Consider the following 11,912-nt stretch of genomic DNA (forward strand, 5'->3'; position numbering starts at 1 on the left):
GATTGCGCTTTTGGGGGCTGCTGTAAACCAGCCTAGAGGTTCGTGGTTGGCTTGCCAACTGCAGGGCTACCGAAAGCCCGCCCTGTACTGCGAAGTAGTCAGGGTCGGGTAGTTTACTTCAAGCTGGCTACAGTGGAGTTAAATCTGAAACGTCTGAGCCAAACGAGGTGGGATCCGATGGTACTGGACACATTGCCGCTGGTTGCCGCTGTAGCCATCGCCATTTTTATGCTGGTTTTTTGGGTGCGGGTGGTTCGAGAGGCCATCTGGACAACGGTGGGGATTGTAATCATCTTGGCCGTGTTGTACGTGGTCTTTAGAATTGGCCCGCGGCAGGTGCTGCAGGAGTTGCGGGATCCCTTTGCCCTTCTAGAACAGGTTTGGCAGGTGATCGTCGGCTGGTTCCAGGCCCTTCTCCCCTAGAGTTCGTTATCTGCTATACAGTTCCCTGATACAATAGAAAACACAGGGGGGCAGCCTATTGGAACTGCTGGCGAATGGTTTGTCCAGTCAAAAATCGATTCCCTCTCCGGTTTCCGCACTGCTCTACAGCACCTACGCGACTGAAGTTCTCGCCATGCCTTCTGACCCTGAATGGGATCCCCAAGACCCCACCCCAGAAGATGGGATCCCCATTCCTGCTGGCGTCAGCGGGACGGAGTCCTCAGACATCCAGGTGGAGGTGGAGGATTTGGGGGAGCGCCGCCGCCAAGTGCGAGGTCGCGTCCTGATTCCGGTGGAGCGGCAGCAGGTCTGGCAGGTTTTGACCGACTACGACCATCTGGCGGAGTTTATTCCCAACTTGGTGGAAAGTCGCGTCATTGGCCGTGAGAATGGCTGCACACTGGTACGTCAAGTGGGATCCCAAAAGGTTTTATTTGCCCAATTTTCTGCTGCGGTGGTGCTGGCTATCGAGGAGATCTTTCCTCAGCAGCTTCGCTTCCAAAAAACACAAGGGGATTTTCTTATCTTCGAGGGGTTTTGGGATCTGGCCGATTGGTCGGCCCATCAAACCTTGCTCACCTACCACCTGCAGGTCAAGCCTCCCCGCAGAATGCCTGTCGGTCTGGTGGAGCGCCGCATTTGCCAAGATTTGGCCCTGAACTTACAAGCCATTCGGGAGCGCTGCCTGAGTTTGTCGGATCATTCCAAGCCCGTTTGAGGCGCGCCCAATAGGTACCTCGTTCCCCAAGCGCTCCGCGCCGCTGACGCGACCACTCTCAGCCCTTCTGCCAAAGAAGAGGGGGGCTGGGGAACAGCTTTATTGCCATTTGTGGGATTTGATATTCGAGCTGGAATTTGCCAGGTGGATCCCAGAGGCAAAGTGGGCCGGTGGTCCTTCACCTTTCGAGTCTCAAGCAGCGATCGAGGGCTGTCCTTGGGTGTGTGGGTGCGCTATCGGCAGGGTGAAGTGGAAGGCACTGCCCTGATTGATCCCCCCCGATTCTGCCCAGATGCGCCCCCCCATGGCCTCAATGATCAGTCGGCAAATGGCTAGCCCCAAGCCCGTCCCACCCACCGAGCGCCGCAGGGATCCCTCTGCTTGATAAAACCGCTCGAAGATGGCTTGCAACCGGTCTGGCTCAATGCCGCGCCCGGTGTCGGCAACAGTGAACTTCACCATCGCCCCCCTCGATCCACCGGCTGGTGGCTCCACTTCTGCCCGAATCCAGATCCGTCCGGTGGAAGGGGTAAATTTGCAGGCATTGTCCAGCAGCTTACGCAACACCTCCACCAGCCACTCCCCATCCGCCCTAACCATTGGCAGCCGTTTGGGCAGCACCTGCTCGATGGTGGGCAAGTCTTCGTGCCGCCGTCGCGCTTTGACATTGCTCAGGGCCAGCTCCACACATTCTTGAGCAGACAACGGCTCGATATGCCAGCGAACGCGACCACTTTCCAGCTTGGAGAGGGTGAGAAAGTCCTGCACCAACTCCCGCAGCCGATCGGCATCTTGCAGGGCTGTGTTCAACATTTCCTGGCGCATCTCCAGGGGCATGTCGGGGTCGCTGGCCAAAGACTCCAAACACACCTGAATGGTGGACAGCGGGGTGCGCAGCTCGTGTCCGGTCACGGCAATCAGCTCTGATTTGGCCTGATCCAGAGCTGCCAACTGGCGATTGAGCTCTTCTAGGTGCTGATAGGCTTCTGCCTGCAAGAGGGCTACCCCCACTTGGTTGGCAATGGCTTCTGCCAACTCCAGAGTGGCCGGCTGCCAGCGGTGAGGGTGTTCGTGGTGTAGCTCCAATAGGCCCAGCAACCGCCCTTGATAGAGAATCGGCATGGCCACCCAAGCCCGAATTTGGGCCGGCTGCCACAGCTCCGGCACTCGCTGCAGGCGGGGATCCTTTTGGGTATCCTCGCAGCACACCGCTTGTGCCGAGGCTACTGCCTCCCGCAAAAAAGGGTTGCTGGGAAGAGGCCACAGGGATCCCTTGAGGCTGCCCATCGTTAGGGTGCGGTACTCCTGCTCAATCTGAACAGCAGGGGCCTGGCCATCGTAACGGTAGATCAAACATCGCCCCACCTCTGCCACCTGCCCCAGCTCCTGCACAGCAATTGCCAAAATCTCGCCGGGATCCAAAGACTGGCGAATGGCACTGCTGATGCGGTTGATCAGATGCTCTTTGCGCTCTTGCGCCCGAATGGTGCGGTAGGCCCGCTGCAGTTTGTATTGCCCTGCCTGGAGATAGGTGATCAGCCGCTCGGTAAAGGGGCCTGGATTCAGTTGGCTGGCGGAGTTTTGCGGGGATCCCTTGAGGTACTGGCGAAGGGGCTCAAGGCGAGGTTCCAGATCCGGTCGGTAACTGAGGATCTTGGGCAACAGGGCCAAAGCCGCTTGGACTGTAATCTGACGATCAAATGACCAGATCCCATCAAATTGGCGAGCTGCATCCATATCGCTGCTTTGCCAAGGACGCTCCCGCTGCATCTGCAAGCGTTCTCGACACACGAGGCAGGTGGCATAGTGGGCATCGATGACGATCAAGTGCCACTCCTGCACCAAGGGATCCTCTGGATCCAAGGGAATGGTGTGGTAGGGCAGGTCTGTCTGAGCAAAATCCTTTTCTGGGGTCGCCAACACAAACACGTCTTGGGCCATTGCGCTGATGCGCTGGTAGCGCCGTGCCTCCTGGCGGTAGTAGCGCTCCTTTTGAAAGTTAGCGAATACCCACGGGGATCCCTGCCCTTGCAGCACCTGATCCTCAATGGCGTGGCTGAGGGCAACCAAAGAGGATTTGAAATACAGTTGTGGGCGCAGGTGCGGCAAAGCCTGCAGCAGATCGCTCAATAGGGAGGTACGACTCTGGCGAAGGTAAGATCTAGAGCGGGTGGAGGCCATAACCCTACTGGCAAGCACAGATCACAGGCAGTACAGGGACACTTAACCCCAGAGAAGGAGGCTCGCAGTCTAGGTTTAGTCTAACGGTTGGGATCCCGCGGCGGAGGGAGCTTCATAAGGCGCAAGATCCAGCTAGCCCAAACTAAGAGATATAAAGTTTACGAAGTTATATGTAAGTCAGCCAAATGTCGGGATCCCGGTACAGCCAAGAGGACGTGCAGCAGATCCTCCAGCGGGCCATTGCCCGCCAGCCACGCCTGGGCGAGTTCACCCGCTCCCAACTGCAGGAGATGGCTGCCGAACTGGGGATCTCCCCCCAAGAGCTGGACTTGGCCGAGCAGGAATGGAAGGCCTGGCAAGAGCTGAACAGCCAACACCGAGAATTCCAGCGCTACCGCCGTCGGCAGTTTTACCAACTGCTGGGCCGCTATGGAATTGTCAACAGCTTTTTGCTGGGCTTAGACTGGCTCTCCGGTGGAGGGCTATCTTGGTCGCTGTTTATACTCATGGGGTGGGGCTTGACCGTTGCCCTCAAGGGCTGGAACGCCTACCAAACGGAGGGTGAACGCTACGAGAAAGAGTTTCGCCAATGGCAAAGGAAACGCCAGAAAGATCTCCAGAGCAAGTAAGCCCAGCCTACCGGAGAAGTCTGTCCCGCTGATGGAGATGGATTTTTCTCCAAACTCTGAGTGGGAAGGGGCACCGCCGAGAGATGCTACCATAGATATTCAGCATCGCTGAATGCCCGTGCGGGCGTAGTTTAATGGTAAAACCGCAGTCTTCCAAACTGCTGTTGTCGGTTCGATTCCGTCCGCCCGCTTCCTCCCACAAAATCCTAAGGGATCCCTTAAAGTGCCCTTCAGATTCTTCTTCACAGGTTGGGGCCGATCGTGGTGGTGCGGCGGATCGGTTGACCCTTTAGAGTCTTGCCTTCTACTGTTTTCACCCAGCCTTGTCCTGGCACAAATCGGTACTGCACATCGGTATCAGAGCCACCGAGCAGATCCCCTTGGGCATTGAAGACGCGAGTTTCCCGCTGCCAGTGTCCTGGCCCGGTCGGTGTGCTGCTCGACTCGGTGGTGTAGGTTTGGCAGGGCTGGATACCTTCCGCCTTTCCACCCTGCTCACATTTGTGGGGGCGCCGCGCAGCCGCTTCGTCTGTGTGGATAACTTTACCGCTTTGCTGACGGATTCCACCTATCTGCGCAGCCTGGGGATTACCTTTGCCATTTCGGCGGCCATCGTGGTGCTGGGGTTGAGCGGATCCCTGTTGATTGCCACGCTGGCCTATCAGCCGATTCGGGGGGCGGCGATTTATCGGGTGTTGCTGATCTGGCCCTACGCCATTTCTCCGGCGGTGGCCGGGATCATCTTCTTTATCATGTTCAACCCCTTGGGAGGGGTGGCCAACCATTTGCTGGGCCTGGTGGGGATCCCCCGTTTAAACTGGCTCAGCGATCCCAACTTGGCTCCTTGGGTGGTGATCTTTGCTAGCGTTTGGAAGCAGATGGGCTACAACATTTTGTTTTACCTTGCCGGCCTGCAAAACCTGCCCAAGGATTTGCTGGAAGCGGCTGCCATCGACGGGGCCGGGGCAGTGCGTCGCTTTTTTGCCATCACCCTACCGCTGCTTTCTCCCATCACCTTCTTTTTGGTGATTACCAACATGACCTATGCGTTTTTCGATATCTTTGGCACCATTGACTTGCTGACTGCTGGGGGCCCTTCCGGATCCACCTCGGTGTTGATCTACGAGATCTACAAAATCGGAGTGTCTTCAGGCAATTTGGGTAGGGCTGCCGCGCAATCCATCGTCCTGTTTCTCATTGTGGTGGGGCTGACGATCCTGCAATTTCGCACCACCGAGCGGAATGTGACCTACGGCGGATAACGGCTGTCTCTGCTGCAACGCAATGATCCCAGTTCTCAGTGGGCAAGGGGAAAATCGGCAAGAATGGGGGTAGAGAATCTAGGGATCCTCGATGGCCCCAAAATCCAACGCCTCGACTTGCTGGCGCGACTTCGGGAAGCTGGGCATGCTGCTGGCGGCCACTCTGCTGCTTTGGCTCCTCTGGGGATCCCCGGCGGGCAGCCAAGCCCGTCTCAACTTCAACAACGCCGATCTGCAAGGTCAAGATCTATCCGGCCAAGATTGGCGGGGCAGCAGCTTTGTCAGCGCCAACCTGCAGGGCGCCGATCTGCACGGGGCCAACCTTTCGGGGGCGGCATTCACCAAGGCCAATCTGGCGGGGGCCAACCTATCCGGTGCCGATTTGAGCAATAGCCTTTTGGATCTGGCCAATTTGGCAGGAGCCGATCTCAGAGGGGCCAAGCTCACGGGAGCCATTGCCGCACGGGCAGTTTGGCAAGGAGCGCAGATTGCCGGCGCCGATTTCAGCGAAGCCTATGTGGATCGGGCGGCAAAGCGGCAGTTGTGTGAGCGAGCTGAGGGATCCCACCCGATAACCGGCGTAACCACCCGTGAGAGTTTGGGCTGCCCTTGAATCAGGGCCGGCAAAGGTGAAGAAAACAGGATCCCTGAGCCCCGTCGGTCAGATTGGCCTCTAGATTGGGTGAGGTGTCGATAGTGCCCCAACCATGAGCAAGCCCAGCTTTGCGGTGATTGGCCTAGCGGTGATGGGGGAAAACCTGGCCCTCAACGTCGAGCGCAATGGCTTCCCGGTTGCCGTCTACAACCGCACCAGCTCCAAAACCGACCAGTTCATGCGGGAGCGAGCCCAAGGCAAACGGATCACCCCCGCCTACAGCCTGCCGGAATTGGTGCAACTGATGGAGCGGCCCCGCAAATTCTTGATCATGGTCAAGGCGGGTGCGCCGGTAGACGCGGTGATTGACGAGCTTAAACCCCTGCTGGATCCGGGGGATATCATCATCGACGGCGGCAACTCCCTCTACACCGACACCGATCGCCGTGCCGAAGCCCTCGCCCCCACCGGGATCCACTTTGTCGGCATGGGAGTGAGCGGCGGGGAAGAGGGAGCCCTGAACGGCCCCAGCCTCATGCCCGGCTGCAGCCCAGAGGCCTACCAACAACTGGAGCCCATCTTGGCCAAAATTGCCGCTCAAGTGCCAGACGGCCCCTGTGTCACCTACCTGGGGCCCAAAGGGGGCGGGCACTACGTGAAGATGGTACACAACGGCATCGAATACGGCGATATGCAGCTGATCGCCGAGGTCTACGACCTAATGCGCAGGGCTTTGAAGCTGTCGGCCTCGCAGATGCAGGAGATTTTTCAGGCTTGGAATGAAACAGAGCTGGAATCTTTCCTAATTGAAATTACCGCCAAGATTTTCCAAACCCTGGATCCGGAAACCGGCAAGCCTTTGGTGGATCTCATCCTGGATAAGGCCGGGCAGAAAGGCACCGGTTTGTGGACGGTCAAAGATGCTCTGGATCTGGGGGTAGCGGTGCCCACCATCGAGGCGGCAGTGCAAGCTCGCATCCTCTCGTCGATGAAAGAGGAACGGGTGGCTGCCTCTGCCCAGTTGAAGGGGCCCGACGCAACTTTTGCAGGGGATCCCGACTGCTTTATCCAAGATCTGCGCGCCGCCCTCTACTGCTCCAAAATCTGCTCCTATGCGCAGGGGATGGCCCTGCTCAAAAGAGCCACTGTTGCCCACGGCTACGTCTACACCTTCAGTGAGATTCCGCGGATTTGGAAGGGGGGCTGTATCATCCGCGCCCGCTTCCTGGGCGAGATCCAGTCGGCCTACAAACGGGATCCAGAGCTGGTGAACCTGCTGTTGGATGAGGAGTTTAAGCAGGCCCTCCAGGAACGGCAGGGATCCTGGCGGCGGGTGGTGTCCACGGCGGCTGCCCTGGGGATCCCGATCCCGGCCATCAGCGCTTCTTTGGCCTACTACGACAGCTACCGTACCGCCAACCTGCCCCAGAACCTCACCCAAGCCCAGCGGGACTTCTTCGGGGCCCACACCTTCGAGCGCATCGACAGGCCGGGCGTCTTTCACCATGAGTGGAGCACCTGTTCCCGTTAGCAATGCGTAGCATCAAGAGGTCTCCGGAAAAAAGTTGAACCGCGCACCTCCGTATGGAAAGGCTCCCCTTCCTGAGGAAAATCCTCGCGGAAATGGGCTCCTCGGCTTTCTTCCCGCAGCAGCGCCCCCTGCGCTACAAGACGGGCCAGCAAAAGCAGACTGCCTGCCTCGGCCTCTTCCCGGCTGGCCCAAGGCTTTTCCTGCAGGGGAAGTGCCTTGACAAAGGCCAGAAAAGCCCGCAGCCGTGTTCCCTCCCGCACAACGCCCAAAGCTTCCCCAACTCGATGCCTGAGAGCCGGCAGGATGTCGGGAGACGTCGCCAGAACGGGTAGCCTCTGCAGCTGTCGGGGAAAGCTCACCTCTCCCAAATCTTGCAAGGCAGCCAAGGCGGCCCGCTTGCCCATGACCAGCCCTTCCAAAAGGCTGTTGGAAGCCAAGCGATTGGCTCCGTGCAGACCCGTGGAAGCCACCTCCCCAGCAGCATAAAGGCCCGGCAGGCCGGTGAAGCCGAAAGTGTCCGTTCGGATCCCACCCATCACGTAGTGAGCCGCGGGAACAACTGGGAGCAGATCCTTCGTGGGATCCAGCCCCAAGGCGCGGGCAGAGGCAACAACGGTGGGAAAGCGCTCCTCCAGATGTTCGACGACCCGCAGATCCAGGTAGGTTCCCCCTGTCTGCTGCCGCTCCCAGAAAACGGCCCGAGCTACCACATCCCGCGGCGCCAGCTCTCCCAGCTCCGCATAGCGAGGCATAAAACGCTCCCCCAAGGCGTTGAGGAGAACAGCCCCTTCTCCTCTTACTGCCTCGCTCACCAGCGCTCCATTGGGCAAGGCCGTGGGGTGAAATTGCACAAACTCCAGATCCCTGAGAGTGGCCCCTGCCCGCCAGGCCAGCACCATTCCGTCGCCGGTGGCCCCCGGGGGAGCTGTCGAGACGGGGAAAAGGCTGCCAAATCCTCCCGTAGCCAGGAGAACTGCCCCGGCCCTCACCTCCACCGGCCCTTCAGGGCCAAGCAGCAAGGCCCCCCCTACCCTGTCCCCCGCCAGCAAAAGGCTTAGGGCTGTGTAGCCCTGCAAAGGCAGCCTGTTGAGGCGAGCCAGCAAACCTCTCAGGAGCCACAGTCCGCTCCGATCCCCCCCCAGATGGCGAACCCGCGCTTGGGAGTGGCCCCCTTCCCGGACAGGTTGGGGATGGAAAGGAAGGCCCCAGCGTAAAAGCCTCTCCAGGTGCAAGGGTGCTTCCTCCACAATGGAGCGAGCCACCTTTTCTTCCACCAAGCCGCGGCCCGCTTGCAAGGTGTCTTGGATATGGGCTTCTACGTCCGCCTCATCCACAGGAAAAGCCACCCCACCCTGCGCCCAAGGGGTAGAGCCAGAGGGAAGGGGATCCTTGCTTACCACCAGAGTTGTCGCCCCCTGGGCTTCGGCCCACAGGGCTGCGTACACCCCCGCCACCCCTGCTCCCAGGATCAACAGGTCTGTTTCTAACAAGGGCGGCGCCCCGTTCTTCCCCTCCACCTCTAGGCTCCGGCGGGCACTGCCAGCATGGCCAGGATGGAACGGCGAGCCTTCTCAGCTACCTCCTGAGGCACCTGGATCACGTAGCGCATCTCCTGCAGGGAGCGGTAAATCTTTTCCAAGGTAATCTTCTTCATGTACTCGCAGACGGCTTCTGCCTTGACAGGGATGAACGTTTTGTCTGGAGCTTCTTTCTTGAGCCGGTGAAGAATGCCCACCTCGGTGGCCACCACAAACTCGCGGCTTTCTGAAGCTTTGGCGTAGCGCACCATGCCCTCGGTGGAGAGCAGCTTGGCATCCGGTTTGAGGAAGAGACAGCTAGAGCCGCAACTGCACTCCGGGTGAATGAGGAACTCTGCTCCAGGGTGCTCTTCCACCATCGCCTTGAGGTGCTCTTCCCGGATGCCAACATGCACGTGGCACTCTCCCGGAAAGAGATCCAGCTCCCTTCCGGTTACTTGAGCAACGTGGGCTCCCAGAAACATATCCGGCACGAAGAAGATGGGGCGATCCGGGGGCAGGCTGGCCACCACTTGAACTGCGTTGGCGCTGGTTACGCAGACATCTGCCAGAGCCTTGATCTCGGCAGCGGTGTTGACGTAGGCCACCACCAGGCCCTCAGGGCAGGCTGCCTTCCACCGCAGCACATCTTGCGGGCGAATGCTATCGGCCAAGGAACAGCCCGCCTCCAGATCCGGCAGCAGCACCGTCTTTTCCGGGTTAAGGATGGCAGCCGTCTCCGCCATAAAATGCACGCCCGCAAAGACAATCACCTGGGCGCTCGTCTTTTGAGCCTCCCGAGCCAGTCCTAAGGAGTCTCCCACAAAGTCCGCCACCTCTTGAACTTCGGGGAGCTGATACGAATGCGCGAGGATAACTGCCTGCCTTTCCTGTTTGAGCCGGGCAATCTCCTGGACGATTGTGGCAGTGTTGTGTAGCAATGGGGTTTCTCCCTTCATTTTCGACTTCTTGTCGCGACAGCGTTGCGTAGCAATAACGGTTTTGTTCCTCTGGAGGCTGGACACGATCTGAGGACTTTGTCCCGCTAATGCGTTTGCAGGAGCAGCGCGCAGCAATAACGGAAAGCCCATCTCCTGGAGTTGGTCGACTCTGCTTTGGGGGGTATCTGAGCCGGCAAGAGAAGCAACCCCCAACCCAGATGCCCGGCGAAGCCTTTCGCGGCGCCCGGTTGAGCTGGAGCTGGGCTTAGGTTGTCTTCTCAAAGTAGCATCAGTCGCAACAGCGTTGCGTAGCAATAAAGCAGTGTCCAGCGAGGACTTGGCTCAGGGTCACACCACCAGCAAAGAGAGATCCAAAGCCTTGGCCGAGTGGGTGAGCGCCCCGACGCTGACGTAATTCACGCCTGCCTCGGCCACTTGCCTGGCCCGTTCTGGGGTCATGTTGCCGCTGGCCTCCAGGGGAACTCTCCCTCCCACCCGTTGGACGGCGGCCTGGGTTTCTTCCAGGGTGAAGTTGTCCAGAAGGATGAGATCGGCTCCTGCTGCCAAAGCCTCTTCCAGTTCCTGGAGATCCCGCACCTCCACCTCCACCTTGAGGTGGTGGGGAGCACCTTCCTTGGCCCGCTTGACGGCTGCCAAAACGCCTCCCGCGCCGCGGTCGCAACAGCGTTGCGTGGCAATGATGTGGTTTTCCTTGATCAAAATGCCGTCGAACAGCCCAAAGCGGTGGTTTTTGCCGCCCCCTACCCGTACAGCATACTTCTCCAGGGCGCGCAGGCCGGGAGTGGTCTTGCGGGTGTCCAGAAGCTGGGTTGAGGTTCCCCGGAGAGCCTCTACATAGGTGCGGGTGAGGGTGGCAATGCCGGACAGCCTTTGGAGAAGATTGAGCGCCAGCCTCTCCCCCGCCAGAATGCCCTTCAGGGATCCCTTGAGGTGGGCCACCTCTTGACGGACAGCCACCCTGGCCCCTTCCTCCACTCCAGGGATGAACTCCACCTGGGGATCCGCCAGCCGAAAAACCCGCTTGGCAATCTCCAGGCCGGCCAGGATCCCTATCTCCTTGGCCAGGATTACCGCCTCACCCTCCAGTCCTGGGGGTAGGGTCAGCTCTGTGGTGAGGTCGCCGTGCCCCAGGTCTTCCCACAGCCAAGCGCAAAGGGTCTCCTCTGGTAAGTAAACTTCTTCCATTTTCGGTTTGGTTTTAGCTAGACCGGCGGGAAGCCCCGCCCTCCGTTAGTGACTAGTGACTAGTGGCTGGTCACTATCCACTCACCACTATCCAGGGTAAGGGTCGGGATAAAAGGCGAGGACACGATGCTTCGTCCTTACTGGTGCTATGACCGGCGTAGCAGGATTTTATACCCTCATCATGAGAACTGCTTACCAGTATCGCTTACGCCCTACTTCTAGCCAAGTTGCTCTGATGGACCAATGGCTAGACTTGTTACGCAAGCAGTACAACTACCGCTTGGCAGAGCGCTTTGCGTGGTGGGAACACAATCGCTGTGCTATCAATGCTTGTCCCCTAGTCTGTCATTTGCCCAAGCTGAAAGACAAGCCCGATTTCTACTCCCAAAAACGGGACTTGGTGAGCACGAAAGCCCTGTTTCCGCAGTACAGAGCCATCCATTCGCAAGTCCTGCAAAACTGCATAGAGCGAGTGCACAAAGCATTCGACCGGTGGCTGAAGGGGGACGGTAACGGCAAGCGGGCAGGGAAACCCAGATTTAAGGGAGTTGGGCGGTATCGCTCCTTCAGTTTCCCCCCGATGCAACAGGACTGCATTTGCGGGCAGTTTATCCATCTGCCCAAAATCGGTGCTGTTCGGATAATTCAGCACCGTCCTTTGCCTGAGGGCTTTGTGATTAAGACCGCTGCCATCAGCCGCAGGGCAGACGGGTGGTATGTGACCTTGAGCCTGCAAGATTCATCTGTCCCCGTATTTACCCCTGACCTGCCAACACTGGAGAACACCATAGGAATCGACGTGGGACTGGACTCCTTTTTGGTGACCGATGCGGGGGAGTCTGTTCCAGTTCCCCAGTATTACCGCAGAGCCCAAAAGCGGTTAAAGAG

11 protein-coding genes and 1 tRNA gene are annotated in these 11,912 nt (G+C 58.8%); 8 read left to right on the forward strand and 4 right to left on the reverse strand.

Annotation, left to right across the window (positions count from 1 at the left end; genetic code table 11):
• The first annotated feature begins 177 nt into the window (after positions 1-177).
• Complete coding sequence (locus ACVWXF_RS13325; protein ID WP_049749597.1) at positions 178-423, forward strand: hypothetical protein; 246 nt, start codon at positions 178-180, stop codon at positions 421-423.
• 154 nt (positions 424-577) lie between these two features.
• Positions 578-1,162, forward strand: coding sequence for an SRPBCC family protein (locus tag ACVWXF_RS13330; protein WP_457474627.1), 585 nt, complete (start codon positions 578-580; stop codon positions 1,160-1,162).
• A gap of 192 nt (positions 1,163-1,354) precedes the next feature.
• Here ACVWXF_RS13330 and ACVWXF_RS13335 read toward each other — a convergent pair whose 3' ends face one another.
• Positions 1,355-3,343 (reverse strand): DICT sensory domain-containing protein, encoded by a 1,989-nt coding sequence (locus ACVWXF_RS13335; RefSeq protein ID WP_457474628.1) that lies wholly within the window; start codon positions 3,341-3,343, stop codon positions 1,355-1,357.
• Positions 3,344-3,528: 185 nt separating this feature from the next.
• Between ACVWXF_RS13335 and ACVWXF_RS13340 the strand changes: the two genes are divergently transcribed.
• The 5 genes from ACVWXF_RS13340 (at position 3,529) to gndA (ending at position 7,360) form a co-directional block, all read left to right on the forward strand.
• A complete protein-coding gene (locus ACVWXF_RS13340; protein ID WP_011434035.1) occupies positions 3,529-3,972 on the forward strand; it encodes a 2TM domain-containing protein in 444 nt (147 codons plus the stop codon).
• Between the two features lie 120 nt (positions 3,973-4,092).
• A tRNA-Gly gene (locus ACVWXF_RS13345) sits at positions 4,093-4,163 on the forward strand.
• 267 nt (positions 4,164-4,430) lie between these two features.
• Positions 4,431-5,234 (forward strand): carbohydrate ABC transporter permease, encoded by an 804-nt coding sequence (locus ACVWXF_RS13350; RefSeq protein ID WP_457474629.1) that lies wholly within the window; start codon positions 4,431-4,433, stop codon positions 5,232-5,234.
• Between the two features lie 91 nt (positions 5,235-5,325).
• Positions 5,326-5,847: a pentapeptide repeat-containing protein gene (locus ACVWXF_RS13355; protein WP_457474630.1), complete on the forward strand. Its 522-nt coding sequence runs from the start codon at positions 5,326-5,328 to the stop codon at positions 5,845-5,847.
• A gap of 94 nt (positions 5,848-5,941) precedes the next feature.
• Positions 5,942-7,360 carry an NADP-dependent phosphogluconate dehydrogenase gene (gndA, locus tag ACVWXF_RS13360; RefSeq protein WP_457474631.1) on the forward strand — a complete coding sequence of 473 codons (1,419 nt, stop codon included), beginning with the start codon at positions 5,942-5,944 and terminating at the stop codon, positions 7,358-7,360.
• On the opposite strand, the gene ACVWXF_RS13365 is transcribed toward gndA, so the two are convergent.
• The 3 genes from ACVWXF_RS13365 to nadC all read right to left on the reverse strand — a co-directional run bounded on the left by ACVWXF_RS13365 (position 7,357) and on the right by nadC (position 11,024).
• Positions 7,357-8,850: an L-aspartate oxidase gene (locus tag ACVWXF_RS13365; protein WP_457474632.1), complete on the reverse strand. Its 1,494-nt coding sequence runs from the start codon at positions 8,848-8,850 to the stop codon at positions 7,357-7,359. The genes gndA and ACVWXF_RS13365 overlap by 4 nt on opposite strands.
• A 29-nt stretch (positions 8,851-8,879) precedes the next feature.
• Positions 8,880-9,968, reverse strand: coding sequence for a quinolinate synthase NadA (gene nadA, locus ACVWXF_RS13370; protein ID WP_414342299.1), 1,089 nt, complete (start codon positions 9,966-9,968; stop codon positions 8,880-8,882).
• A gap of 198 nt (positions 9,969-10,166) precedes the next feature.
• A complete protein-coding gene (nadC, locus tag ACVWXF_RS13375) occupies positions 10,167-11,024 on the reverse strand; it encodes a carboxylating nicotinate-nucleotide diphosphorylase (protein ID WP_457474633.1) in 858 nt (285 codons plus the stop codon).
• A 181-nt stretch (positions 11,025-11,205) separates the two neighbouring features.
• On the opposite strand from nadC, the gene ACVWXF_RS13380 reads away from it, so the two are divergent.
• A partial coding sequence (locus tag ACVWXF_RS13380) for an RNA-guided endonuclease InsQ/TnpB family protein (protein WP_457474634.1) occupies positions 11,206-11,912 on the forward strand: 707 nt, incomplete at its 3' end.

The organism is Thermostichus sp. MS-CIW-40 (assembly GCF_054058315.1).